Genomic DNA, 25,482 nt, shown 5'->3' with positions numbered 1-25,482 from the left:
CGATGCATCACTCTGCCGTCCCCGCCGCGGATGCCACGATGGCCGTGGTCCAGCCGCCCCTGCGCATCACGAGCCGCGGCACGGCGGAGGCCGAGGTCTGGGCGGCCCTGCGCGCCGAGGCGGCGGCGGCCCTGATCGAGGAGCCGCTCTACGCGGGCATCATCCAGGCGACGATCCTCGATCAGCGCTCCCTCGCGCAGGCCTTCGCCTACCGCCTCGCCCACCGGCTCGGGGACGGAGACCTCGCCCGGCTGTCGATGCGGGACCTGTGCCTCTCGGCCTTCGAGGCGGACCCGCAGGCCGGCGTCCATGCGGTGCGCGACCTCGTGGCCATCCGCGAGCGCGACCCGACCTGCCGCCGCTACCTCGACCCCTTCCTGTTCTACAAGGGGCTGGCGGCCCTCGAAGCCTACCGGGTCGGCCACTGGCTCTGGCACCAGGGCCGCGCGACCCTGGCGCTGCACGTCCAGAGCCGGATCTCCGAGGTGTTCGGCTGCGACATCCATCCGGCGGCCCGGATCGGCTCCGGGGTGTTCATCGACCACGCCACCGGCGTGGTGATCGGCGAGACCGCGGTGATCGCCGACGACGTCTCGATCCTCCAGTCGGTGACGCTCGGCGGCAACGGTAAGGAGAGCGGCGACCGGCATCCCAAGATTGAGCGCGGGGTGCTGCTCAGCGTCGGTGCCAAGGTTCTGGGCAACATCCGGGTCGGCGCCGGCGCCAAGGTCGCGGCCGCCGCGGTGGTGCTGCAGGACGTGCCGCCGCACACCACCGTGGCGGGCGTGCCCGCCCGGGTCGTCTCGCGCCTGCCCGTGGACGAGGAACCGGCGCTCAGCATGGACCAGTCCTTCGGCTACGGGGATGGGATCTGAGCCGCGCGGAAAATTATTCCTGGCAACAAAGTCGCCCGGACGCCGCCGCTTCCGCCGATCGCGGAAAATAAAATTCTCTGATCTGCCGGTCTGGTAATGACGATGTCCCATGCGTTGTGCATGCCACGGGACTCGTTTCCAAGAATGAGCCGGAAATGGGTAGATTGTTTCGTTGACCCTTGGCCGAATCAGACTTTATCCAGTCTCTGACGGAGCGCGGATGTGATCCGTCCGGATGACCTGTGTGCGATCTCCGTCTGATCGCGAGACAATACAGAATTTGACTTGGGATCGGCGCGGCATATCGGGCCGTGGTCGTCGTCAAGTCTTGATCGGACCACCCTGCGTTTGTCCCGCGCGCGGCGGGGCGAACCGTCGCCGCGCGGATCGGTGCGGCGCGCCTGCAACCTTGGATGGAGTGAGGACGAACGATGAGCGGACCGGGTCTGAGCGTGAGCGCCAAGGCGGCACGCAATCTTGCGACGGCGACCGTCACCTCGGTCCAGAACGCGGCCAACACGCCGCGCTGGCTGCTCCGGCTCCTGCCCTTCGTCGACGTGGCGGGCGGGGTCTACCGGGTCAACCGCCGCGCCGTCGTGCTGGCACGCCCCGGCCGGATCGACCTCGCCGCCGAGGACAAGGGGGACGGCGAGGGCCGGGTGATCCGTCCCGCCTCCCTCCGCGCCGTGCCGCTGTTCAGCCGGCTCGGCGATGCCGAACTCGCGGCGCTGGCGGCCAAGTTCACCGAGAGCCGGCACAAGGCCGGCGCGGTGATCCACGAGGAGGGCTCCGCGGGCCGCAGCCTCACGGTGGTGGCCGACGGCACCGTCGAGCTGACCCTGTCGGGTCCCTACAAGGGCCGCCTGCGCCAGGGCCTGGCCACGAAGGGCGACTATTTCGGCGATGCCGGTCTCGCCGGCGGGAGCGCCCCCGCCCCGGCCGTGAAGGCCCTGTCGGCGGTGACCCTCCTGACCCTCGACGCCGCCGCGGTGGAGAGCGAGGAGATCCGCGCCAAGATCGTCCAGCATCGCGAGGAGCGCGACCGCCTCAAGGGCCACACCAACTCGTACGGCGAGCAGGGCATCGAGCTGCTGGCGGTCCATACCGGCGAGCCGCGCCTGCCGACGACCTTCGTGGATTACGAGGTCGATCCGCGCGAGTACCACCTCTCGACCATTCAGACGATCCTCAACACCCACACCCGGGTGACCGACCTCTACTCCAACGAGATCGACCAGCTCCGCGAGCAGATCCGCCTCACGGTCGATGCCGTGAAGGAGCGAGAGGAGTGGGAGTTGCTGAACAATTCGCAGTTCGGCCTGCTCCACGAGGTCGGCCCGCGCCAGCGCATCCCCACCCGCGGCGGCCCGCCCACCCCGGACGACCTCGACGAGCTGCTGACCCTGGTCTGGAAGAAGCCGGCCTTCTTCGTGGCCCATCCCCGCGCCATCGCGGCCTTCGGCCGGGAGGCGACCCGGCGCGGCGTGCCGCCGGTCGTCGTCCACCTGTTCGGCGCGCCGTTCATCACGTGGCGCGGCGTGCCGCTGGTGCCGAGCGACAAGCTGCCGATCGACATCGACCCGGTGACCGGCGCAGAGACCACCTCGATCCTGCTGCTGCGGGTCGGCGAGGGCGAGCAGGGCGTGGTCGGCCTGCAGAAGTCCGGCGTGACCGGCGAGATCGAGCCCGGCCTGTCGGTGCGGTACATGAGCACCAACGACCACTCGATCGCCTCGCACCTCGTGACCCGCTACTTCTCGGCCGCCGTGCTGGTCGAGGACGCGATCGCCCGCCTCGATAACGTGCTGCTGGGCAACTACCATGACTACGCCTGAGGCACCCGCCCTCGGGCTGCCCGGGGCGAGCCCGGGCGACTTGGTTCACGGCGATGTGGCGCACGCGGATCTCGTCGGGCGCCTTGCCCGGGAGATCTACGGCCAGGGGCAGGCCGCGAGCCAGCCTTTCGCCCCGGCCATCCCCGCAGGCCCCCAGGTCCCGCAGGCCCTCGAGGGCCTGCCCCGGGGTCCGGGCGGCGCCCCGTTGCCCAGCGTCCCGGCGGGCATCCCCTCGGCGCCGACCAGCGGCCAGCCCGCCGGCCTGCAGCCCGACGCCTCGGCGCTGGCGGCGCGCTCGTTCGGAGCGCCCCCGGTCGGCCTGCCGGGACTCTCCGGCCCGACCGCGCCGAACCGCGTACCCGCGAGCCCGGCCTTCGCCGATGGGGCGGCGATCCCGCCGGTCCGCCCGGCGAGCCCGCGCCCCGCCCTGCCGGACTTCTCCTTCGCCGGCGCCCCGGCGCTGGCGGCCGCCCTTCCCGGCGGTCCGGAGCCGCACCGGCAGATCGCCGCCGACCACCCCCGCGCCAACGCCTTCGCGCATGCGCGCGCCCCGCAGCGCGTGCCGGGTGACCCGTCGAGGGATGGAATCGACGCGGCGCAGGAGCGCTTCGCGCGCACCGGGACGCTCTCCCGGGCACCTGAGGCGCCGGCCTCCGACTACTACTTCCTGAACCTCGGCCCCGGTCCGGCCCGCCGGGCGCCGGCGAGCCCCCGGGTGGAGCCGGCGCGCCATACGGGTCCGGCGCCGCGCCTGGCCGCACAGGGATCGAGCCCGGTGGCGGCCCCCTTCGACGTGGAGCACGTCCGCCGGGACTTCCCGGCCCTGCACCAGAGCGTCAACGGCCACCCGCTGGTCTGGCTCGACAACGCCGCCACCACCCACAAGCCGCAAGGGGTGATCGACGCGACCGCGGAGTTCTACGCCCGGCACAACTCGAACATTCACCGGGCCGCCCACACCCTGGCGGCGCGCTCGACCGACCTGTTCGAGGGCGGCCGCGAGGCGGTGCGCCGCTTCCTCAACGCCCCGTCGAAGGACGACATCGTCTTCCTGCGCGGGACCACGGAGGCGATCAACCTCGTCGCCCAGTCCTACGGCCGGGCGCAGATCGGCCCGGGCGACGAGATCATCGTCTCGACCCTCGAGCACCACGCCAACATCGTGCCCTGGCAGATGCTGGCGCAGCAGGCGGGGGCGACGCTCCGGGTGATCCCGGTCGACGACCGCGGCGAGATCATCTTCGAGCAGTACGCGGCGCTGCTGTCGGGCCGCACCAAGATCGTCTCGGTGACGCAGGTGGCCAACGCGCTGGGCACCGTGAACCCGGTGCGGGAGATCATCCAGCTTGCCCACGCCTACGGGGTGCCGGTGCTGGTCGACGCGGCGCAATCCGCGCCGCACATGCCGCTCGACGTGCAGGCCCTCGACGCGGACTTCCTGGTCTTCTCCGGGCACAAGGTGTTCGGGCCGACGGGCATCGGCGCGCTCTACGGCAAGTCGCACCTGCTGGCTGCGATGCCCCCCTGGCAGGGCGGTGGCCACATGATCGAGGACGTCACCTTCGCGCGGACGGTCTACAAGGGCGCGCCGGAAAAGTTCGAGGCGGGCACGCCCGACATCGCCGGGGCGGTCGGCCTCGGTGCGGCGCTCGACTACCTCGCGGGCCTCGGCCTGCCGGCGATCGCCGCCTACGAGCACGACCTCCTGGACTACGCGCAGGCCGGTCTCGCCGACGTGAAGGGCCTGCGCCTGATCGGCACGGCCCGGGAGAAGGCGAGCGTGATGTCCTTCGTGATCGCCGGGCAGGAGAACGCGGCGGTGGCCCGCCACCTCGATGCGCACGGCATCGCGGTGCGTTCCGGCCATCACTGCGCCCTGCCGGCCCTGCGCCGGTTCGGGATCGACCAGTCGGTGCGGGCCTCGCTGGCCTTCTACAACACCCGCGCGGAGGTCGACGTCTTCCTCAAGGCGCTGCACACCCTGCCGCGGCCTTGAGCTGCGGGGGGCGGCCGGATCCGCGGCTCGCCCCTCGTCCGGGCAACCCAGTTCACACGACAGGCTCGGCGGAACGGCCGCAGGTTGGGCGCACGGTCCCTCTCCCGCACGGGAGAGGGGGCAAGGTGCGTCCCGCCGCCAGTGTCGGCGGCCAACCGGGACGTGTGACCATCGTAGCCGCTGCGGGGGGCGTGAGCGGCGCACTGCGACCGGCCAGCGGTCGGCGGGACCCTCACCCCGCTGCCGGCCGGAGGTGGCGCGTCCGCACCGTGCCGTCGATGGCCCGCAGCGCGCGGAGCACCCCCTCCGCCTCGCCCGACGGCACCGACGCGTCCACCACGACGTAGCCGAACTCGCCGTCCGTCTGGAGGTACTGCGCGTCGATGTTGAGCGACCGGCTCGAGAAGATCGCGTTGATCTGGCCGAGCACGCCGGGCACGTTCCGGTGGACATGGAGGAAGCGCGCGCCGGACAGGCGCGGCGGCAGCTGCACCTGCGGGAAGTTCACCGCGCCGAGCGTCGAGCCGGTCTGGATGTAGTCGACCAGCTTGCGGGCCACCTCCGCGCCGATGCGATCCTGCGCCTCCTCGGTCGAGCCGCCGATATGGGGGGTGAGGATGACGTTCGGCAGGCCCTGCAGGGGGGACACGAAGCGCTCCGCGTTGGACGTCGGTTCCACGGGAAAGACGTCGATCGCCGCCCCGGCGAGATGCCCGTCGCGCAGGGCCGCCGCCAAGGCGTCCAGATCCACTACCGTGCCGCGGCTGTTGTTGATCAGGTAGGCGCCGGGCTTCATCGCGCGGATCCGCTCCGCACCCATGAGCGCGTGTGTCAGGGGCGTCTCGGGGACGTGCAGGCTGACCACGTCGCTGACGGCGAGCAGCACCTCGAAGCTCTCCGCCGGCTCGGTGTTGCCGTGGCGCAGCTTGTCGGTGAGATCGTAGAAGATCACGCGCATGCCCATCGCCTCCGCGAGGTTCGAGAGCTGCGCGCCGATATTCCCGTAGCCGACGATACCCAGCGTCTTGCCGCGCACCTCGAAGGCGCCGGAGGCCGACTTGTCCCATCCGCCGGCATGCGCCGAGACCGAGCGCGGCACGATGCGCCGGAGCAGCATGACGATCTCGCCGATCGTGAGTTCGGCGACGCTGCGCGTGTTCGAGAACGGCGCGTTGAAGACGGGCAGGCCCCGGGTGCGCGCCGTCTCGAGGTCGACCTGATTGGTCCCGACGCTGAAGCAGCCGATGGCGGTCAGGTCCGGCAGGGCGTCGAGAAGCGCGGCGGTGACCTGCGTACGGGAGCGGATGCCCAGGACGGTGGCGCCGGCGAGGTCGTGCGCATCGTCGGCTTCGATGGCACGCGGAACGGGCCGGATGTCGCGCAGTCCGGCTTGGGCGAAGACCTTCGATGCTGTCGGCGCGATGCTTTCAGCCAAAACGATGCGCTCGGGCGACACGGTCTCTCCTCCTCGGAACGTCCTGCTCGGAACGAGCCTGCGATTCCTCAGCCTGCCGCCGGGGCGGGACGGCGGCAAGGTCGTGCGCCTGTGCGGGCCGGCGCGCACCGGCCCACCCCTCGACGGCGGCCGCGCGGGCTGCCAGTTTCCCGCCCCTGCGGCCATGACCGCGGACAGACAGGTGCGCCATGAGCGGATTGACAGCCCGGGCCGTGATCGTCCAGCCGGGGGGCGGTTTCGACAAGGTCGGCTTCGGCGAGCGGCCGGTGCCGGAGCCTAGCCCCGGCGAGATCACGGTCCGCCTGCGGGCGAGTTCCCTCAACTATCACGACTACGCCGTTGTCAGCGGCCTCTGGGGGCCGAGCGAGCCGCGCGTCCCGTTGTCCGACGGTGCCGGCGAGGTCGAGGCCGTGGGATCCGGCGCGGCGGAGTTCGCCGTGGGCGACCGGGTGGTCAGCACGTTCTTCCCGACCTGGACCGAGGGGACGCCCCTGGTCGAGGGTTTCGCCACCGTGCCGGGCGACGGCGTCGACGGCTATGCGCGCGGGCGGGTCACCGCGCCGGCCACCGCCTTCACCCGCGCCCCGAAGGGCTGGGACCACGCCGAGGCGGCGACGCTCACCACCGCAGCGCTCACCGCGTGGCGGGCGCTGCACGCCGATGCCGGCCTGAAGAGCGGCGACGTCGTGCTGGTGCAGGGCACGGGCGGCGTGTCACTGTTCGGCCTGCAATTCGCCAAGGCAGCGGGCGCCATGGTGATCGCAACCTCCTCCAGCGACGCCAAGCTGGAGCGCCTGCGCGGGCTGGGCGCCGATCACCTGATCAACTACCGCGCCGATCCGGCCTGGGGCGAGACCGCCCGGCGCCTGACGGACGGGCGCGGCGTCGATCACGTCCTCGACGTCGGCGGGCCGGCGACGCTGGCGCAGTCCATGGCGGCCGTGCGCGTCGCCGGCCACATCTCGGTGATCGGCATCCTGTCGGGGCTGGCAGGCGAGCTGCCGCTGGTGCCGGCGCTGCTGCGCCAGATCCGCCTGCAGGGCGTCCTAGTCGGCAGCCGGCGCCACCAGATCGAGATGATCCGCGGGATCGAGGCCTGCGGGCTGCGGCCGGTGGTCGACAGCCGCTACCCCCTCGACGACCTCGTCGCGGCGTTCCGCCACCAGGAGAGCAACCGCCACTTCGGCAAGATCTGCATCGAGCTCTGATCGGTCAGGCCGGGCTCGGGGCGGCTCAACGGAAGGCGATCCGGAGGGCGCCGGGCATCCCGGCCCTCCCGTAGGCCTCCGCCTCATGCGGCGGCCCCGGCCGGTGCGCGCAGCCATTCTCGCAGAAGGCGCGGAGCGTGCGCCGGTCGAGCCCGATATCGCTCAGCATCTCCTCGTCGAGGGCGGACAGGAGACGAAAATTCCGCGCCGCGACGCGGCTCTTCCGGATGGATTTCAGGAACGCGAGGATCACGGTTCAACCTCCGTCGTGCCGAAGACGCCGTGGTTGCTCCACGACCGGCTCAACGTCGCTGTCTCGTCCCGTGCCCGCATCCTCTGTTCGGACGATCGGTCGTCCGGGGATCGGTCCTGGCTCGCGCGGACGGGCCGGCGCCGGGATCGGCGCCGGCCCGACGCGTCAGTAGCGGCAGACCCGCCGCGGACCGAAGGGGGTCGGGCGGAAGAAGCAGCGCGGGCCGTAGAAGCGCGGACGGCGGTAGATCGGCCGGCAGCGTCCGTACGGGCCGGGCGCCCATCCGGGACCGCAGCCGAAGGCGACGGTGCTGACTGCCGAGGGGCCAGTGATCGTGTCGGCTCCGGCGGGCGCCAGGGGCGCCGCGCTGGCGGAGGCCAAGCCGAGGCCGCCGACGACGGCCGCGGCGGCCGCGTACATCTTCACGTGCATCATCTTCAGACCTTCTGTTCGGTCGCGCGCCGGGCAGCCCGGGGGCGCGACCGGGGGAAGAATGGTCATCGGGCCTGAATGCGGGCTGACCTCAGCCATTATGGTCCAGAAACAAACAATCCGGCTTCCCCGCGGGGCGCCGAGGCGGTCGCCGTTGCGGCGCGCGGAGGGAAACGCGCCGCAGGAACGGAGCGGCAGGGCTCGTGTTGTCCGCCAGATCGTTTTCGTGAGGCGCGACGATGGCCGGAACCGCCAAGAAGACCGACCCCGCGCTGTGGGACAAGGTCAAGACCCGGGTCACGAATTCCGACGCGGGCGGCAAGCCGGGCCAGTGGTCGGCGCGCAAGGCGCAGATGGCGACCGCCGCGTACAAGAAGGAAGGCGGCGGCTACGCCGGCAAGACGACGCCCGACAACCATCTCCGGTAATGGACCGACGAGGATTGGGGCACGAAGTCGGGTCAGGCGAGCGGCAAGACCGGCGAGCGCTACCTGCCCAAGAAGGCCCGTGAGACTCTGACCGACGCGGAATACGCCGCCAGCACGGCCAAGAAGCGGGCCGATACCCGCAAGGGCAAGCAGTTCTCGAAGCAGCCGATGCCCGCCGCCGAGAAGGCCGCCGCGGCGCGCGTCGGCGACGGCCGGACAAGGGGCAGATCGGGCGGCAAAACCGGGACGACGAAGGCCGCCCTCATGCGCGAGGCCCGCGCGCAGAACGTGCCCGGTCGGTCGCGGATGTCGAAGGCGCAGCTGGCGCAGGCCGTCCACGCCTGAGGTGTGACGCGGGCCGGCGTCGGCCATGACGCAAGACGTCCCGGGAGAGACTCCCGGGACGCTCCTCGGCTCAAGCGGCCAGTTTGATCGGGCTGGGGATGCTCAAGGTCGAGAGGGGATGCGGTCTGTCCAGAGGACCTCGCCCTGTCCCGGTTACCGGGACGGCGCCCCCCGCGGTGCTGGGGGGCGCCACCGCGCGGGGTTCTTAGTACGAGCCGAACTTGTAGTTCAGGCCGGCGCGGATGACGGCGAACTCGTCGGAGCGGCGGCCGATGTTGTTGTACGCCACCGGGAAGTTGTTGGCGGCGTTGATGACGAACGCACCCTGGTTGCGGGTGTTGCGGTCGAGGTTGACGTACAGGCCTTCGACCTTGAGCGTCACCGCCGAGGAGCGGAAGAAGTTCAGGAACGACTCGGTGGGCAGGGCGTACTCGATGCCGCCGCCGACGGCGTAGCCGGTGCGGAAGCTGTCGTTGCCGGCATAGCCGCCGAACGAGCGGTCGGCGCTGCCCGAGCCGTAGGCGAAGCCGCCGGTGCCGTAGAACAGCACGCGGTCGAAGGCGTAGCCGAGGCGGCCGCGCACGGTGCCGAAGAAGTCGAGGCTGGAGAGGCCGCGCGGGTCGGTGACGTAGTAGCCGGGGGCGAGCGGCCCGACGAGCAGGGCGTTGTTCCGGCTGCGGCCGAAGTCGAGGTACTGGGCATCGGCCTCGATGCCGAACACGACGCCGGAGCCGGGCGTCAGCTGCCAGTTGTAGCCGATCTGGCCACCGCCGGAGAAGCCTTCCTGGTTGCGCTGGTTGAAGAACGCGGTGGTGCCGTTGCCGTACGGGGCGGGCACGGCGAAGCTGTTGGTGTTGTTGCTGCTGGCGTCGAAGGCGTAGCCGGCGTTGATACCGAAGTAGGCGCCCGTCCAGGTGAACACCGGGACCGGGGTGAACACCGGCGGCGGAGCGGCCCGGCGCGGAAGGTCGGCGGCCGAAGCGGCGCCGGTGAGGAGGGCCGTGGCGGTGCTCGCGAGAAGAAGCTTCTTGATCATCTGGTCCTCTGTCTCCCGTTGTGCGGGATGTATGCGAGGCGGACAGAACGGCAGGATGCGGTCCCGCGATAGTGCAGCGCTGCAACAGCCCGGAATCGGGCTTTCGGGCCGGAACGGTCGGGTGCGTTGGAGCACATCACGGCATTGATCGGTCGATGCGCAGACGAAAATTTCTATCCGAGTGTTTCCGGAAACAAAATGCCCCGTCGCGCGAGTGCGGACGGGGCGTCAGTTCGTTCGTGAACGTTCCCAGGACCAACCAGGAAGCTTCGATTGTCACTAGATCCTACCGGCGGCCGGCCCGCAAGCCCGCCGGCGGCCCTGAAAGCGGTTAACATTAATTTACGGCCGCCCCCCGGGGGTGGGTCGCTTCGGCTGTTTTCTGCCGCATGCAGGGTTTCCGGTGCTTCGGGACGGCAGCGGACCAGTCGTCCGCGGGGCGACCGCAGTCGCCGCCCAGACCTGGTGACTGCCGGCGGCAGGTCTGGACGGTCGGACCAGTGTCCGATCCGATCCTCGTCTTAAACTCGCGACCGTGACTCTTGCCGTGGTCTCGCGGCGGGATCGATCGCGGGGAAAGGGCAGATCTCGCACCCGTCTCCGTCCCCGTCGCGGGCGAGCCGGGGCGACCTGATTCCTCAGGCCTGTGGAGAAGATGCCGCCCTGCGTCCGCGCCGGCATGGCGACCGCGCCTGTCCCGGCCCGCCTCCGGCCCTATGTGCCGGCCACGTCATCGTGGGGATTTCAGGAGACGCACATGGACCCCGTTGCCCTGCCGGAGAGGCCGGCCCCCGGGACGCAGGCGCACGGGGCCGACGCGTCCGCCCCCGACCGTGCGGTCCCGCGCCCCGCGGCGCGCCCGTACCGGCGGGCCGGGGATCTCCCGTGCTGACCGGACCGGGCTCGAGGCCTTCGCGCGCCCCCGCCTCCGTCCGGGACGGGGTCGGCCGCCGTCCGGACGCGACGGGGCCCCGGGCGTAGGTGCCGATGTTCGGATTCTCCATCAGCTCGACCGAGCCCGACAGCATCGCGCACATCATTCAGGTGGCGCTCGCGCCGGCGTTCCTGCTCTCGGCACTGGCAACGCTGCTGAACGTGTTCTCCACCCGCCTCGGCCGGATCTCCGACAAGGTCGACAGCCTCACGGCGGAGTCCGCCAGGGGGACGGCGGGCGAGGCGGCCCGCTTCGCCCGCCGCCTGACCTTCCTGCGGCGCCGCTCTTTCGTGCTGGACGTGGCCGTGGTCCTGGCCTCGCTGGGCGGCGGCCTGATCGGCCTGGCGGTGCTGACCCTGTTCGTCGGGGCACTGCGCGACGCGGCGACCGCCTCGATCCTGTTCGCCTGCTTCGGGGCGGCGCTGGTCTGCACCGTGGCGGCCATCGGGGCCTTCATGGCCGAGATCCTCATGGCCGGCCACGGCCTGCGCGACGAGGTCGACCGGCAGCAGGACAAGGAGCCCGCGCGGCGGTGAGGGCACGCCGCCGGCGGGGGCGATTCCGAGTGCGGTGGGCGGGAACCGGGCCTTAACCTTGTCGGTGCCTGATGCGGCCGCCGCACGCCGCGCCCAAGGGTCCCGTCATGAGCATCGCGATCCTGGTTGCCTGCGTTGCCGGCGCGCTCTGCCTCGGAATCCTGTCCGCGCTCCTGCCGCTCGGCCGGCGGGACGCCGACGAGCCGGATTCGGCGCTCCCGTTCGAGGATGACTTCTTCGACGTGGGCGGACCGGTGATCGATCTGGAGCCGCAGCACCTTACATGACCGCTCCCGTTCGGGGGGCTCTAAGGCGGATCGGCCGGCGCGCTGGGGGGCGGTGTGTTCTGCCGCGCGGACCAGACGACCCGGCCGGCCGGATCCCGCAGGGCCGCCGAGCCCGACCGGTTGGCGCGCAGCTGGGCGAATCGCGCCTTCGCGGCGGCGACCGCCGCCGCCTCGGTGAGGCCGGGAAGCGTCTCGTCGTGGATGATGATGCCGCCGGCGCTTTCCCGGTGGACGATGCATTGCAGCCGGTAGCACACCGGGGTCTCAGGCGGGGCCATGCTGATCTCCCGGCCTGTCGGGGTTCGGCGCGGCGCCGGGGCCTCGGAGCGGAACCCTGGGCGCTGGCTGTGTGCCGATCCGGATGGCGGGGATGCCGCGGTCCATTCACCCCTCCTCGGTTCGACGCTTCGACCGTGCTCCATACCAGATTCATCGGGTCCGCGGACGGTCTCGGTGCGGGTCGGCGATCGCGGCGGCCGGAGCCCGCGCCCGGGACGGCCACGCCGAGCCCCGGATCGGCGGCAGGCCGCGCGGAGGGGCCAGGCGGTGCGGGAGCTGTCGCGCCCTCGGGCTCAGAGGCGGCCACGTCGTCCCTGCGCCTGAGCCCGAGGCCTTTGTGGAGGCCTCACTTCTCCAGACAGCGCGGACGGTTGCGTTCGGATCGATGCCCTAGCGGCGCTGGCGCGTGTAGCGCTCGATTACGCGCTGCCGATGCGTCGGCACGTCCGGCAGGCGGGAGGGGGGTGCCCCGCCGCTTCTCCCGGCCGCCGGCCGGGGCGCGGGCAGCAATTCCAGCGGGTACCGGGGTGTCTCGACCACCACCGCCTCCAGCACGATCGGCCGACGACGGGGCGGAGCGGGCACGGTGGGGCGCATCGGCCGCGCCGCGAAGGTGCCGAGCGCCCAGAGGCCGAGGCAGAGCAGGCCGATCAGGATCCCGTCCCAGGACGGTTCGGTCCGGCACATCAGGATCCCGGTGCCGGTGAGGGAGGCTGCGGCCGCGAACAGGCGGGGTGTCGGATCGCCGGAACTCATGCCGCACTCTCGGTGCGCGGCCCTGAGGGCGCGTGAAGGGCATCACTCCAATTGTCGGCAATCGCCCGTGTCGGCAAACGCCCGGTTCCACCCGGTGCGTGCCGGACCGCGGCGGCCGGTCCGGGCGAAAGGGGCTCAGCCCCCAAGGCTCAACCCCCAAGGCGCGAGGGAGGCTGCCACGTGACGCCGGGATGCTCGCGGATGTCGCCGGCCCGGGATCCGGTATCGGCGCTGCTCGTCCACTCGCCGGGTTCGGCGACGTGGGCGATCTCGGCCTCTGGATAGGCCGCCGTCAGGAACAGGCGCGCCTCGCCTTCGGCTTCGGCCCGAACCGTCACGAGGGGACGCTCGCCTGCGGCGTCCCGCACCTGCGCGATGAACAGCTTGGTCATGGTCCTCCTCCGAGGCGTCGGCGGGCGCGGCGGGACTCAGGCCTCCACGCCCTCGATGTGGAGGCCGCCGGCCCGCAGGTGGGGCGGGATCCGGCTCCGATCGCGGAAACCGGCTGCGCGCGCCATCGCGTCCAGGGCCGCGTGGGAATCCCGCGCCGAACCGATCCAGAGGATCGTCCCCGTCGCGACCTGCGTGATCCGGAACACCTTCACGCCACGCTCCCGGGCTCGATGTCCGGACAAGCTGAGGGGCCGTCCGGGAGTTCCCCGCAGAACGGGAGCCGGCTCACCTCCCTTACGCCGGCCGGCCGAGTCTCGCCGCCGGCCGAGTCTCGCCGCCGGCCGAGTCTCGCCGCCGGCCGAGTCTTGCCGCCGGCCGGCCGAGTCTTGCCGCCGGCCGGCCGAGTCCTGCCGCCGGCCGGCCGAGTCTCGCCGCCGGCCGGCCGAGTCTCGCCGCCGGCCGGCTAAGTCCTGCCGTAGACCGGCCAAGCCCGCGGTGGATTGGCCGGCCGGGAACAGGCCGGGGCCGCGACGGTTCTCAGAGGAACGCCGGTATGGGCCGGCACATCGAGAACCCGATCGGGATTCAGGAGAGCCATGACCAGCCGAACCGTTCAATCCGCCCTGCTCGCCCTCGCCCTCGTCGCCGGCAGCGCCGGGCTGGCCGCCGCGCAGAGCACGCCCAACGGTAACACCTCGTCGCCCGGTGCCCCGGCCGGCGACAGCAGCACCGGCAACGGCGCCACCGGCAGCGGTGCGGCGCCGAGCGGGCGGTAACCGACGGTTAACCATAACGGCCGCAGATCCGGATCCTCACAACCGTGCTACTTCCCGTCCCGCGGCCCTTCGGTCCGCGGGACTTTCTGTATGGGGACTCCGTCCGACCCAGGGCGACGATCCGAGGCGCGAGTCCGCCGTGAGCCCCAGAGTCCGCTGATTGGAACGGCGTGCCTCTGTTCTAAGCAGCTAGAATCGCCATACTGGCGCAGGGCCGGCGCTGCGCGCGGCCCGAGACTGTTCACGGGCGATGCAACCGAAACCGATCCTGCAGCTCACGGGTGAGAGTCCGGGCCCGCGTCAGGCCGACGACTGGCGGGATGCGGTCGCGCCGTTCTGGGACTTCACGATCCGCAAAGAGGATCTGTCCGACTTCCGCGGACAGTCCCGGGTCCGGCACCTCGGTACCGCGATCGTCTGCAGAGCCCGCGCCTCGGGGCTCCGGTTCGTGCGCGAGCCCGCCCTGGTGGCCCGGATGGGCGTGGACCACATCGTCGCCCACATGCGTGTGTCCGGGCAATCCAGGATCGCGATCGGCGGTTGGGAGCAGGACTGCGCGCCGGGCGACATCTGCATCCTCGACCTCTCGCGCCCGCTCTCCGCGGCCTCGACGGATTACGAGGCCGTCACGGTGGTACTACCGCGCCCGCTGTTCGGCGGCCGGGAGAGCGCGCTCGACGCGCTGCACGGGGCGGTGATCCGGGGGGCGACCCCGTTCGGCCGGATGCTCAGCGACCATCTGCGCTCCCTCAGCGCGCACGCGACCGGGTTCTCGGATCCGGAGGCCGCTGCGGCGGCCGAGGCCACGGCGGCGCTGCTCGGCGCCGCGGCCCTGGGCCTGCCGCGGGACGAGGAGCGCGGCGGCCAGTTGCCCGAGCGGGCACCCCTCCTCCTCGCCATCCGGCGGTTCATCGAGGCCGAGCTGTCCGCCTCGGACCTGAGTGCCGAGACGATCGGGCGCCGTTTCGGCGTCTCGCGCAGTGCCCTGTACCGGCTGTTCGTCCCCCTCGGCGGCGTATCCGGCTACATCCGCCAACGCCGGCTCGCGCGCGCCTACCGCGACCTCGCCACGGGGGACGGGCGCTTCGCCCGCATCGCGGACGTGGCGTATCGCTGGCGGTTCGAAAGTCCCGCGCATTTCACCCAGGCCTTCCGCGCCGAGTTCGGCTGTGCCCCCCGGGACGTCCGCGCCCAGGCCGAGGCGGCCAAGTCTGCCGAGGTTGGGTCTGCCGAGGTCGGGTCCGCCGAGGCCGGGTCTGCGGCGGTGCCGCCGGCGCGGACCGAGACCTGGGCGGACTTCTACGACTGGGTTCTGAAGCTGGCGGCCTGAGCGGGCTCGGCCTGCGGAGCTTGTGCCCTCGGCCCCGGATGGCCCATAAGGGCCGCGATGACCTTCGGGGTTCGGCATAGGCGCCCGGCCGGGGTGCGCGGCTGGCGGGCGTTCGTGGCGGCCCTGCTGGCGCTCGTCCTAACGCTGACCGTCGCCGCGCCCGGCGTCGGCCTCGCGGCGGACCTCGCCTTCCATGGGGGCGGGCATCACAGCCGCAGCGAGGGACCGGTCCTCGACGCGGCGGCTGCGTCCACGGATGCCGATCCCGGCCTCGGCGAGCACCGCCATTGCGGCTGCCATCAGGCCGCCCGGCTGGAGGCGACCGATGTCGCGCCCCCGGCCGTCCCGGGCCGGCCCCTGCCAGGCGCCCTCGCCCAGGGCCGCCCCTCCGTCAGTCCCGACCGGCTGCCGCGGCCTCCCCGCGCGTGAGCCGACGCTGCCCGCGGGCGGCGTCCCGCCCGGATGCCGGACCGGCTCCGGGTTCGCCCTCACGCGACACCTGAACGGGACCCTCCGGGACCGCCGCGCGCGGCCGCCCGCCGTCCCGGCCGAGCAGCTTTCCCATGCGCATCCTCCTGTCCGCGGCCCTTCTGGCCGCCGGCATCGCCCTCGGCGCCGCCGTTCCCGCCCTGCCCGATCTCCTCCGGCAGACCCTCGCCAGCGTCGGCCTCACCCGACCTCCCGCGGCCGGGGAAGGCCGGGATCGGGTTCGGACCCGGCCTACGGCGTCGGACGATCACGCGCACGGCGAACACGCCCCCGGTGACGGCGAGGCCCACGCGGAGCCGACGATCCGGATGCGGCCCGACCGAGTGACGGGCCAGGACATCACCACCCGGCGCGTCGCAGGCGGCACGCTGGCGCGCCACCTCCTCGTGCCCGGCACCATCACCCCCGACACCGACCGGATCGCCCGCGTCCCGGCCCGGGTGGTCGGGACCGTGGCGGAGATGCGCAAGCGCCTGGGCGACACCGTGCAGAAGGACGAAGTCGTCGCCATCCTCGACAGCCGCGAGGTCGCCGACGCCAAGAGCGAGTACCTCACCGCCCAGGTCCAGGCCGAGCTGCAGACGATCAACTTCGAGCGCCAGCAGAAGCTGCTCGCCTCGCGCAGCGCCTCGGAGGCCGCCTTCGAGACCGCGCGCGCCGCCTACCTGGAAAACCGGCTCCGTGTCGACCTCGCCCGCCAGAAGCTCTCGGCGCTCGGTCTCGACGCCGCCGAGGTGGCCGCCGCCCAGAAGCGCGACGAGGCGACCCCCAACCAGTCGACCCTGCGCCGCTACCCCCTGCGCACGCCCCTCGCCGGCCGGATCGTCGAGCGCAAGGTCGATGTCGGCACGGCGGTCGGCAAGGAGGGCGATCCGGCGGACCTCTACACGGTGGCGGACCTCTCGACGGTCTGGATCGAGCTGTCGGTGCCGACCCTCGACCTCGCCCAGGTGCGGGAGGGCGCCCGCGTGACGGTCACGCCCGCCCGGTCGGGCGATGCCGAGAACCGCGCGGAGGGGCGGGTGATCTTCGTGAGCCCCTTCCTCAACGCCGACACGCGCTCGGCCCGGGTGATCGTCGCCCTGCCGAACCCCGACCTCGCGTGGCGGCCCGGCACCTTCGTCACCGCCGAAGTCGAGATCGCGCAGGACGTGGTCCCGGTCCGGATCCCCAAGGCGGCCGTCCAGACGATCGAGGGCCGGAGCGTCGTCTTCGTGCGCAATCCGGACGGGTTCGAGACGCGGCCGGTCACCCTCGGCCGGTCCGACGACGAATCCCACGAGGTCACCGCCGGGCTCGAGGCCGGCGCCGAGATCGCGGTCGGCAACACCTTCCTGCTGAAGGCCGAGCTCGGCAAGGCCGACGCCGACCACGACCACTGAGGATCGCGCCATGATCAGCCGCATCCTCGCCGTCTCGGTCCGCCAGCGCTGGCTGGTGCTGCTCCTCGTGCTGCTGGCGTCGGGCTTCGGCGCCGCCGCGCTCACGCGGCTCCCCATCGACGCGGTGCCCGACATCACCAACAACCAAGTGCAGATCAACACCTTGGCGCCGTCCCTGTCGCCGGCCGACGTCGAGCGCCAGGTCACCTACCCGGTGGAGACGGCCCTCGCCGGCATCAAGGGCCTCGAGTACACCCGCTCGCTGTCGCGCAACGGCTTCTCGCAGGTCACCGCGGTCTTCGCCGAGACCCTCGACATCTACTTCGCCCGCCAGCAGGTCGCCGAGCGCCTCGCCCAGGCGCGGGAGGACCTGCCCTCCGGGGTCGAGCCGCGGATGGGTCCGATCTCCACGGGCCTCGGCGAGATCACCATGTGGTCGGTCCGGTACGCGCCGCCGGCGGAGCGCACGGTCGTGCCGGCGGGACAGCCGGGCTGGCAGCCGGACGGCAGCTACCGCACCCCGGAGGGCCAGACCCTCGGATCGGAGCTGGAGCAGGTCGCCTACCTGCGCACGGTCCAGGACTGGATCATCCGGCCGCAGATCAAGTCCGTTCCCGGCGTCGCCGGCGTCGACGGGATCGGCGGCTTCGAGAAGCAGTACCACGTCCAGCCCGACCCGACGAAGCTCACCGCCCTCGACCTGTCCTTCGCGGACGTCGCCCGGGCGCTCCAGGCCAACAACGCCAACCAGGGCGCCCGCTACTTGGAGGATAACGGCGAGAGCTACGTGGTGCGCGCGGCCGGCCGCCTCGAGAGCCCCGAGGCGATCGCCGACGTGGTGGTGGCCAGCCGCGGCGGCGTGCCGGTGCGGATCCGCGACGTCGCGGCGGTGCGGATCGGGCGCGACCTGCGCACCGGCTCGGCCAGCGAGGACGGGCGGGAGACCGTCATCGGCACCGCCCTGATGCGGATCGGCGAGAACAGCCGCACGGTGGCGACGGCCGTCGGCGCGCGCCTGGACCAGATCCGGCGCGCCCTGCCCCCCGGCATCGTGGTCCAGACGGTCCTCGACCGGACGCAGCTGGTCGACGCCACGATCCGGACGGTGGCCAGGAACCTCGCCGAGGGCGCGGCCCTCGTGATCGTCGTCCTGGTCCTGCTGCTCGGCAACATCCGGGCGGCCCTCATCGCCGCGCTGGTCATCCCGATCGCCATGCTGATGACCGTGACCGGGATGGTCGAGGGCAGGATCTCGGCCAACCTCATGAGCCTCGGGGCGCTCGATTTCGGGCTCATCGTCGACGGGGCGGTGATCATCACCGAGAACGCGCTCCGCCACCTCGCCGAGCGCCAGCACGCCCTCGGGCGCGCCCTCGACCTGGAGGAGCGCCTGGAGACGGTGCGGGCCTCGGCCGAGGAGATGATCAAGCCGTCCCTCTACGGGCAGACGATCATCATCCTGGTCTACGTGCCGCTCCTGACCTTCACGGGAGTCGAGGGCAAGATGTTCCAGCCGATGGCGCTGACCGTCATCCTGGCTCTCGCCGCGGCCTTCGTGCTGTCGCTGACCTTCGTCCCGGCCCTGATCGCCATCGCCCTCACCGGCCGCGTCACCGAGGCCGACAACCCGCTGATGCGCGGCCTGAAGGCGCTCTACCGGCCGGTCCTCGCCGCGGCGATCCGGGCGCCCACCCCGTTCGTCGGGGCGGCGCTCCTCCTCGTCGCGGGGGCCGGCCTGCTCGCCGCCCGGCTCGGGACCGAGTTCATCCCGCAGCTCGACGAGAAGAGCATCGCCCTGAACGCCACCCGGATCCCGTCCACCTCCCTGACGCAGTCGCAGGCGATGCAGCTCAAGGTGGAGCGGGCGATCGCCGAGTTCCCGCAGGTCGCCTACGTGTTCTCGAAGACCGGCACCGCCGAGGTCGCCACCGACCCGATGCCGCCGAACTCCTCCGACACGTTCGTGATGCTCAAGCCGCAGGCGGACTGGCCCGACCCGGGCCTGTCGAAGGCCGCGCTGCAGGAGCGGATCGAGGCGTCCTTGAGCGAGCTCGCCGGCAACGTCTACGAGTTCTCCCAGCCGATCCAGCTGCGCTTCAACGAGCTGCTCGCAGGGACCCGGGGCGACCTCGCCGTCAAGGTGTTCGGCGACGCCTTCGAGCCGATGCTGGAGACCGCCAACAGGATCGCCGCGATCCTGCGGGGCATCGAGGGCGCCGACGACGTGAAGGTCGAGCAGATCGCCGGCCTGCCGGTCTTCGAAATCAAGATCGACCGGACCGAGGCGGCGAGGCTCGGCCTCAGCACCGGGGCGATCCAGGACGTGATCGGCGCCGCCATGGGCGGCCGGGACGCCGGGACCGTGTTCGAGGGCGACCGGCGCGTGCCGATCGTCGTGCGCCTGACCGATCAGGTCCGCGAGGACCGGGAGGCCCTGGAGAACCTGCCCGTCCCGCTCCCCCTGGGGGCGAACGGCCGGGCCGCCTCCGTGCTCCTGCGGCAGGTGGCGCAGTTCTCGGTCAGCGAGGGGCCGAACCAGATCAGCCGCGAGAACGGCCGGCGGCGGGTGGTGGTCACCGCCAATGTCCGCGGGCGCGACATCGGCTCTCTGGTGGCGGAGGCGCAGGCCAAGGTCGCCGCGCAGGTGACGCTGCCGGCCGGCTCCTTCCTGACCTGGGGCGGGCAGTTCGAGAACCTCGCCTCGGCTCAGGCGCGCCTCGCCGTGGTGGTGCCGGTCTGCTTCTTCCTGATCTTCCTGCTGCTGACCTCGGCGCTGGGCGGCGCGCGGGACGCGCTCCTGGTGTTTTCCGCCGTGCCGCTGGCGCTCACCGGCGGCATCGCCGCCCTGTGGCTGCGGGAGATGCCGCTGTCGGTGCCGGCGGCGGTCGGGTTCATCGCCCTCTCGGGGGTGGCGGTCCTGAACGGCCTCGTGATGCTGACCTTCATCAAGCAGCTCGTCGCCGAGGGCCAGCCGCTGCGGGCGGCGATCCGCGCGGGCGCCCTCACCCGGCTGCGGCCCGTGGCGATGACCGCTCTGGTCGCGTCCCTGGGCTTCGTGCCGATGGCGCTCGCCACCGGCACGGGCGCGGAGGTGCAGCGGCCGCTGGCCACCGTGGTGATCGGCGGCCTGATCAGCGCGACCCTGCTGACCCTGGTGGTGCTGCCGGCGCTCTACGCGCGGTTCGGGCGGGCCGGCGGCTCCGGTTCCCCGACCCGGGCCGGATCCGGGGCGCACCGGGAGGCGCCGCGGTGCTGATTCACATCAAGTATCGATCGACGGCGGATACGGATCGAATTCCTGCATCAAGGATGAGCCGGACCCGGTCGAATGCAAGATCGGTCTAAATATAGCAAATATATTTGAATCATTTTTCTACCGAAGAGGTGACCGCAAGCTTGACATCGCATGCATTTCTTCGGATTGAAACGATATCCGATATCGAATGATTTGCAGGCATTGGAATGTGAGGTCATGGGCGTAGGTATTCGATTGCGACTCTACGCGGGGTTTGGTCTTCTTGTTCTGATTTCTGGCTGTATTGGCGGGTACTCGCTCTACCAGCAAAAAATCATCAATGAGCAATACGCGCAGCGCGGCCGCCTGGAGCTGATCGCGCGGACGATCTTCACGGCGAACAGCCTCGCCCCGCGCCTCGCCGGACAAGCCGAGCAGTACCGCCTCGCTCCGACGCCCGAGCGGATCGCCGCCCTTGAGGAGACGCGCCGCAGAATCGAGGAGACGGGTGAGACGCTGATCGGATTGGCATCCGCGGAGTCGCGCCGCACGCTGTACGCCGAGATCCGCGACGCGGCGCAGGCCTTGAAACCGGAACTGGACCGCCTCAAAGCGGCGGGCGCCACCCTCACCCGAGCCCGGGAGCGCCTGTTCACCGGGGGAGACGCCCTCACCGGCGCAACCAACACCCTGGTGGCCGAGGTGCGCGCCCGCGCCAACGAGGCGATGCTCGGCCGTGCGCAGACCGTCGAGAGCGCCGTATTGCTGGTCCGCGTCGCCAACTGGCGGTTCCTGGCGACGTTCGACCCGGACGGGCCGGCCACCTTCGCCAAGAACGTGGAGAGGGCCGAAGCCGCCCTGAAGGCTTTCGCGGATGCCGATGGCAGCGCCACGTTCGCCTCCCGGGCCCGTGCCGTCACGGAGAGTCTGGTCGCCTATGGCAATGACTTCCGGGGGACCGTGAATGCCCTGGACGGTCTGAAGACGGCGTTCGAGACCGGCATCAAGCGCCATGCGACCGCGATCGATGGGCGCAGCGACGCCGCGCGCGACCTGATCAACCGCGCGGTCCAGGACAATGCCCGGGCCATGGAGGCCGCCGTGGCGAGCGCCCGCACCGTTCAGATCGTCCTCCTGGCGCTGGCGCTGGTGCTGGGCGGGGGGCTGGCCTTCCCGATCGCCCGCAGCATCATCGGACCGATCGCCCGCATGACCGAGGTGATGCGGTGCCTGGCCGCGGGCGACACCGCCGTCGTCGTGCCCGCGCAGGCGGCCGCGGACGAGATCGGCGCCATGGCCAAGGCGGTGGAGGTCTTCCGTCAGAACGCCCTCGCCCGCACCGAGCTGGAGGCGGCCCAGGCCGCCGAGCAGGAGGCCCGCCAGCGCAGAGCCGACCGGGTCGACCAACTCGTTCAGGCCTTCCAGAGGAGCATCGGCCAGTCCCTGGAGGTTGTCACCGCGGCGGCCACCGAACTCGATGCCACGGCCCGCGCCATGACCGATGTGGCCGACAAGACCAACGGGCAGGCCGCCGCCTCCAGTTCGGCCGCCGAGCAGACCTCGGCCAATGTCCAGACGGTGGCGGCCGCCGCCGAGGAGATGGTCGCGTCGCTGAAGGAGATCGAACGGCAAGTGGTCCGCTCCACCGAGATCTCCGGTCACGCAGCTCGTGAGGCCGAGGCGACCAATGCCGTCATGGCCAGCCTACGGGCCGCCGCCGATCAGATCGGGGCGGCGGTGACGACGATCTCGGGGATCGCCGCGCAGACCAATCTCCTGGCCCTCAACGCCACGATCGAGGCGGCCCGCGCCGGGGAGGCGGGCCGGGGCTTCGCCGTGGTGGCGATCGAGGTGAAGGAACTCGCGAGCCAGACCGCCCGGGCGACCGACGAGATCGGCGGCCAGATCGCCGCGATCCAGGCGGCCACGGGCCAGGCCGCGGAGGCGACGCAGCAGATCGCGCGCACGATCGTGGGCATCAACGAGATCAGCGGCGCGATCGCCGCGACGGTGGTCGAGCAGACGGCGGCCACGGGTGAGATCTCGCGCAATGCCGGCGAGGCGGCGCGGGGCACGCAGGAGGTGTCGACCAACGTGGCGTGGGTGCTGGCCGCCTCGGGCGAGACCGGCACGGCCGCCGCGCAGGTGCTGAACGCGGCGGCTGCCCTGGCGACCCAGTCGCTGAACGTGAAGCGGGAGGTGGACGGCTTCCTGCACGACATCCAGGTCGCCTGACGGCGGGTGCCGTCGGCGACGATCCCGCGGCCCGTCAGGCCGGCAGGATGTGCAGCATCCCGCCGAGCAGGCCGACGGCGCCGATCGCGATCAGTCCGGCGGCGATGTACAGCCGCATCCGGCTCGCGTCGGAATCCGCCGAGGGGTAGAGGTCGTCGGGCAGGTCAAGCCAGTCCATCGGGTGAACGCAACCGGTCGCAGGGTTGGGAGGGGTGGCCCTAGGCCAGCCCGATGACGGCGGGATGACGGGTGCGCCCGAGCGGCGTGCCGCCCCGGTCCCTGCACCGCTCCCCCGAGCCCCGTTCGACCCCACGGCGAGCCGGCACGGAGCACGCCGCGCCGGGCATTCCGGGGACGACGCGGACGGATGGAGCCCGATCGGGGCCGGCGGGTGGAGCCGTCCGACAAGACTTGCTGCGATGCGATATTCCCATCTTGAAGATGGCGCGATCGCGCGATCACCCCGGCGATGTATTGATTTATCCGTGCTCCTACGGCGATGTGAGGAATTGCAATCCGTCGCCGGTTCTGGTTGAATATTGATCAGCGTTGCATTCCATTCTGCCGAGTGAAGTCGCTTGCGGACCGTCGGGCTCCGCGGGGAGGTCGAGCATGTACGCTTCGACGAAGAACAACGAGAGACGGGACTGGGAGCTAATCATCGTTTTCGGTGGATGGATCGTCTTCGAGATGGCGATCCTGATGCTGTGCTTGGTCTCGATGTAGGATATCCCGGGCGATCCACCTGATCTGGACTGTTCGCCGCTGCGCGGCCGGGTCCGACGATTGCGCCGGGCCGCCGATTCTTGGTGACGCTGAGGGCGACGCGCGAGCGAGGGCATGCTCCGCTGGCCGCAGGTGACACGGACGGAGCCGGCTCGGCGGCCGCGATGGCGCTCCCTTCCCCGGGGCTGGCCTCTCTGGCGCCGCCCTGCGATCGGATCCCGGCTGCCGTGAAGCGGTTGCCCTGTCCGGCGCCCTGGGGCAGGCTGCCCCGGCATCGGGCGCCGCGATTCGCGGGCCGTCCCGTCCCGGTCGTTTCGCGAGGAGCCCGGATGCGCGGATCCGTCGATCGCCGCACAGGCGTACCCCAACCCGCCCCCCCGGCTTGCCCGGTCCGACCCGTCCCGGCCGCGCAGGCCGGTCCGACGGTGCGCGGCCCGCAGGCCGACGGGGTGGCATGAGGGTCGTCCGCTCCGCGCGCCTTCACCTGCGGGACGCCACCTCCGACAAGGTCTACGACGTCGATCTGATCGAGAACGAGGCCCTCGGGACGCCCGAGCGCTACTTCGTGAACACGCGCTACGGCCGGCGCGGCGCGACCCTGCGCGAGGGCGCCAAGACGCCCCAGCCCGTGACCGCCGAGGCGGCCGCCCGGGTGTTCGACAGCGTGGTCGTGTCGAAGATCAACGGCGGCTACTGGCGGGTCGACGGCCCGGAGCCGGCCGCCGCCGAGGCGACGGCCGACGGACGCGCGGCGGTGCTGCGGGCGCGGCTCTCCGCCTGCCTGCACCAGAACTGGCCCGAGCGCGACCGCGACCGCCTGCTCTGGCGCATCGGCGAGCTGCGGCTGGCCGCGGCCACCCCGGACCTGATCGCCCTGGCGCGGGCTCTCGGTCCCGCGCGGGCGAGCTATGCCCTGGTCTGGGTGCTCGCCCGGGCGGCGGGCGCGGAGGCCGGTCCTGTCCTGGCGGCGATCGCCGCCGACGCATCGGGCAGCGTGGTCCGCGACCTCGCCCGCTTCGCCCTGGCCGCCCCGCTGACCGGGGCCTACAGCCCGCCGGAGGCCGAGCCGGACCTGCCCGGCATGGTCGCCCGGCCGGCCGAGGCCGGCGACGTCGACGGGCTGTGCGGGGCGCTGGACGGCCTCGCCCGGCACGATCCGGGCCGGGTCGGCCCTGCCCTGGTGGCGCTCGGCCGGCTCGCGCAGGCCTCGCCCGGCCTGCACGCGACGCTCTGCGCCGCCCTCCCCCGTCTGCCGGTGCGGCCGCCCTACCTGATCGGCCTGCGGCGCCTGTTCAAGCACGCCGAGATGGCCGACGATGCCGCCCTGTTCGGCGCCGCCGCCCAGCGCTTCGAGACCGCGCAGGCGATGTACCGGGCCGGCCGGAGCCACGCCTACGTCCCCGACCTCCGGCGCTACGTCGCGGTGGACGCGGCGCGCCACGGCCCGGAGGCGCGAGTCGGCCTGTCCACGGCCACCCGCGCCTACATGAAGCGGCGGATCTGGCGCGCCCTGCGCAAGCGCGGCGCCGTCGGGGATCCGGCCTTCGCCGCGCTGGCGGCGGGCTTCCTGCTGGCCCTCGGGCCGGAGGATCTCGATCCCCCGACCCGCTGGACCGCCTGGGGGCGGAAGCCGGACGGGACCTGGGGCCGGCAGGCGCGGGCACGGGGACCGCTCGGCCGCAACTGGACGGCGAGCCAGCTCCTGTACCGCCACGCCCCGGAGGCCCGGCCGCGGACGGGCTCGCTGACTTTCCTGGAGACCGGCGCCATCGGTCCCGACCGGCGCGACGAGGCCTTCCCCGACCTCTGGAGCGCCCGCCCGGACCTGGCGCTCCGCCTCGCCGCGGAGGGGAGGGTCGAGCCGGTGGCGCGGCTGGGCCTGCGGGTGCTGCGCGCGGATCCGCGGGCCTGCGCGGCCCTGGACGCCGCCGCGATCGGGCGCCTCCTGGCGGCGGCGCACGACGCCGTGCGGACCTTCGCCTTCCAGACCGCCCAGGCGCGCCTCGCCGCCGGGATCGCCGACCCCGCCGACCTCGCGGGCCTGGTGGCGGCGCTGCTGGCCGCGGCCCTGCCGGAGGCGCGGGCGCTGGCCCTGCGGCGCCTCGAGGCCGGGGCGCCGGTCGCCTGGTCCGACCCCGACCTCGCCGCCGCGCTGCTCACGAGTCCGGAGCCGGACGTGCAGGCGGCCCTCCCCGGCCTCGCCCGGGCGCTGCCCCCCGGGCTCGCGGCGCCCCTGGTCGCGCGGCTGGTGGCGTGGCTG

At 72.3% G+C, this 25,482-nt stretch carries 21 protein-coding genes and 2 pseudogenes; 14 read left to right on the top strand and 9 right to left on the bottom strand.

Annotated elements, in window-relative coordinates; genetic code table 11:
- Nucleotides 1–2: 2 nt before the first annotated feature.
- From cysE to ACXJKQ_RS16245, 3 genes are all read left to right on the top strand, one after another.
- On the top strand, nt 3–875 hold the full coding sequence (gene cysE / locus ACXJKQ_RS16255) for a serine O-acetyltransferase (RefSeq protein ID WP_457106768.1): 873 nt from the start codon (nt 3–5) through the stop codon (nt 873–875).
- 431 nt (nt 876–1,306) lie between these two features.
- The gene (locus ACXJKQ_RS16250; RefSeq protein WP_457106767.1) at nt 1,307–2,710 is read left to right on the top strand and encodes a family 2B encapsulin nanocompartment shell protein; all 1,404 of its coding nucleotides are present in this window, start codon (nt 1,307–1,309) and stop codon (nt 2,708–2,710) included.
- The gene (locus tag ACXJKQ_RS16245; RefSeq protein ID WP_457106766.1) at nt 2,697–4,706 is read left to right on the top strand and encodes a family 2A encapsulin nanocompartment cargo protein cysteine desulfurase; all 2,010 of its coding nucleotides are present in this window, start codon (nt 2,697–2,699) and stop codon (nt 4,704–4,706) included. The genes ACXJKQ_RS16250 and ACXJKQ_RS16245 overlap by 14 nt, the downstream gene beginning before the upstream one ends.
- A 232-nt stretch (nt 4,707–4,938) precedes the next feature.
- Here the strand turns inward: ACXJKQ_RS16245 and serA are convergent, their stop codons facing one another.
- Nucleotides 4,939–6,162 carry a phosphoglycerate dehydrogenase gene (gene serA, locus ACXJKQ_RS16240; protein WP_457106765.1) on the bottom strand — a complete coding sequence of 408 codons (1,224 nt, stop codon included), beginning with the start codon at nt 6,160–6,162 and terminating at the stop codon, nt 4,939–4,941.
- 188 nt (nt 6,163–6,350) lie between these two features.
- On the opposite strand from serA, the gene ACXJKQ_RS16235 reads away from it, so the two are divergent.
- Nucleotides 6,351–7,370 (top strand): zinc-dependent alcohol dehydrogenase family protein, encoded by a 1,020-nt coding sequence (locus ACXJKQ_RS16235; protein WP_457106764.1) that lies wholly within the window; start codon nt 6,351–6,353, stop codon nt 7,368–7,370.
- A 25-nt stretch (nt 7,371–7,395) separates the two neighbouring features.
- Here ACXJKQ_RS16235 and ACXJKQ_RS16230 read toward each other — a convergent pair whose 3' ends face one another.
- Together ACXJKQ_RS16230 and ACXJKQ_RS16225 are read right to left on the bottom strand one after the other, a co-directional pair.
- On the bottom strand, nt 7,396–7,623 hold the full coding sequence (locus tag ACXJKQ_RS16230) for a DUF1127 domain-containing protein (protein WP_457106763.1): 228 nt from the start codon (nt 7,621–7,623) through the stop codon (nt 7,396–7,398).
- A 165-nt stretch (nt 7,624–7,788) separates the two neighbouring features.
- Entirely contained in the window at nt 7,789–8,058 is a 270-nt protein-coding gene (locus tag ACXJKQ_RS16225; RefSeq protein ID WP_457106762.1) for a GCG_CRPN prefix-to-repeats domain-containing protein, read from the bottom strand.
- A 236-nt stretch (nt 8,059–8,294) separates the two neighbouring features.
- Here ACXJKQ_RS16225 and ACXJKQ_RS16220 point away from each other — a divergent pair.
- Nucleotides 8,295–8,828, top strand: a pseudogene (locus ACXJKQ_RS16220) (hypothetical protein).
- 205 nt (nt 8,829–9,033) lie between these two features.
- On the opposite strand, the gene ACXJKQ_RS16215 reads toward ACXJKQ_RS16220, so the two are convergent.
- Entirely contained in the window at nt 9,034–9,864 is an 831-nt protein-coding gene (locus ACXJKQ_RS16215; RefSeq protein WP_457106761.1) for an outer membrane protein, read from the bottom strand.
- A 987-nt stretch (nt 9,865–10,851) separates the two neighbouring features.
- Here ACXJKQ_RS16215 and ACXJKQ_RS16210 point away from each other — a divergent pair.
- Together ACXJKQ_RS16210 and ACXJKQ_RS16205 are read left to right on the top strand one after the other, a co-directional pair.
- The gene (locus ACXJKQ_RS16210; protein ID WP_457106760.1) at nt 10,852–11,334 is read left to right on the top strand and encodes a DUF2721 domain-containing protein; all 483 of its coding nucleotides are present in this window, start codon (nt 10,852–10,854) and stop codon (nt 11,332–11,334) included.
- A 107-nt stretch (nt 11,335–11,441) separates the two neighbouring features.
- Complete coding sequence (locus ACXJKQ_RS16205) at nt 11,442–11,621, top strand: hypothetical protein (RefSeq protein WP_457106759.1); 180 nt, start codon at nt 11,442–11,444, stop codon at nt 11,619–11,621.
- A gap of 20 nt (nt 11,622–11,641) precedes the next feature.
- Here the strand turns inward: ACXJKQ_RS16205 and ACXJKQ_RS16200 are convergent, their stop codons facing one another.
- The 4 genes from ACXJKQ_RS16200 to ACXJKQ_RS16185 form a co-directional block, all read right to left on the bottom strand.
- Nucleotides 11,642–11,899, bottom strand: coding sequence for a hypothetical protein (locus tag ACXJKQ_RS16200; RefSeq protein ID WP_457106758.1), 258 nt, complete (start codon nt 11,897–11,899; stop codon nt 11,642–11,644).
- A gap of 391 nt (nt 11,900–12,290) precedes the next feature.
- Nucleotides 12,291–12,656: an energy transducer TonB gene (locus ACXJKQ_RS16195; protein WP_457106757.1), complete on the bottom strand. Its 366-nt coding sequence runs from the start codon at nt 12,654–12,656 to the stop codon at nt 12,291–12,293.
- Between the two features lie 149 nt (nt 12,657–12,805).
- Complete coding sequence (locus tag ACXJKQ_RS16190) at nt 12,806–13,048, bottom strand: hypothetical protein (protein WP_457106756.1); 243 nt, start codon at nt 13,046–13,048, stop codon at nt 12,806–12,808.
- A 36-nt stretch (nt 13,049–13,084) separates the two neighbouring features.
- Nucleotides 13,085–13,261 carry a hypothetical protein gene (locus tag ACXJKQ_RS16185; protein ID WP_457106755.1) on the bottom strand — a complete coding sequence of 59 codons (177 nt, stop codon included), beginning with the start codon at nt 13,259–13,261 and terminating at the stop codon, nt 13,085–13,087.
- A 384-nt stretch (nt 13,262–13,645) separates the two neighbouring features.
- Here ACXJKQ_RS16185 and ACXJKQ_RS16180 point away from each other — a divergent pair, with 384 nt between their 5' ends.
- The 6 genes from ACXJKQ_RS16180 to ACXJKQ_RS16155 all read left to right on the top strand — a co-directional run bounded on the left by ACXJKQ_RS16180 (nt 13,646) and on the right by ACXJKQ_RS16155 (nt 22,496).
- Nucleotides 13,646–13,825, top strand: coding sequence for a hypothetical protein (locus ACXJKQ_RS16180; protein WP_457106754.1), 180 nt, complete (start codon nt 13,646–13,648; stop codon nt 13,823–13,825).
- A gap of 250 nt (nt 13,826–14,075) precedes the next feature.
- On the top strand, nt 14,076–15,155 hold the full coding sequence (locus tag ACXJKQ_RS16175; RefSeq protein WP_457106753.1) for an AraC-like ligand-binding domain-containing protein: 1,080 nt from the start codon (nt 14,076–14,078) through the stop codon (nt 15,153–15,155).
- A 57-nt stretch (nt 15,156–15,212) separates the two neighbouring features.
- Nucleotides 15,213–15,584, top strand: coding sequence for a hypothetical protein (locus tag ACXJKQ_RS16170; RefSeq protein ID WP_457106752.1), 372 nt, complete (start codon nt 15,213–15,215; stop codon nt 15,582–15,584).
- 134 nt (nt 15,585–15,718) lie between these two features.
- Nucleotides 15,719–17,026, top strand: coding sequence for an efflux RND transporter periplasmic adaptor subunit (locus ACXJKQ_RS16165; protein WP_457106751.1), 1,308 nt, complete (start codon nt 15,719–15,721; stop codon nt 17,024–17,026).
- 10 nt (nt 17,027–17,036) lie between these two features.
- On the top strand, nt 17,037–20,282 hold the full coding sequence (locus ACXJKQ_RS16160) for an efflux RND transporter permease subunit (protein WP_457106750.1): 3,246 nt from the start codon (nt 17,037–17,039) through the stop codon (nt 20,280–20,282).
- Nucleotides 20,283–20,498: 216 nt separating this feature from the next.
- Nucleotides 20,499–22,496 carry a HAMP domain-containing methyl-accepting chemotaxis protein gene (locus ACXJKQ_RS16155; RefSeq protein ID WP_457106749.1) on the top strand — a complete coding sequence of 666 codons (1,998 nt, stop codon included), beginning with the start codon at nt 20,499–20,501 and terminating at the stop codon, nt 22,494–22,496.
- 34 nt (nt 22,497–22,530) lie between these two features.
- Here the strand turns inward: ACXJKQ_RS16155 and ACXJKQ_RS16150 are convergent, their stop codons facing one another.
- The gene (locus ACXJKQ_RS16150) at nt 22,531–22,674 is read right to left on the bottom strand and encodes a hypothetical protein (RefSeq protein WP_457106748.1); all 144 of its coding nucleotides are present in this window, start codon (nt 22,672–22,674) and stop codon (nt 22,531–22,533) included.
- Nucleotides 22,675–23,676: 1,002 nt separating this feature from the next.
- Between ACXJKQ_RS16150 and ACXJKQ_RS16145 the strand changes: the two are divergent.
- Nucleotides 23,677–25,482: pseudogene (locus tag ACXJKQ_RS16145) on the top strand (hypothetical protein); the annotation flags it as partial.

It is taken from the genome of Methylobacterium sp. P5_C11 (genome assembly GCF_054049775.1).
Note: the sequence above shows the minus strand (reverse complement) of the source record. Positions and strands in the feature narration are given on the sequence as shown.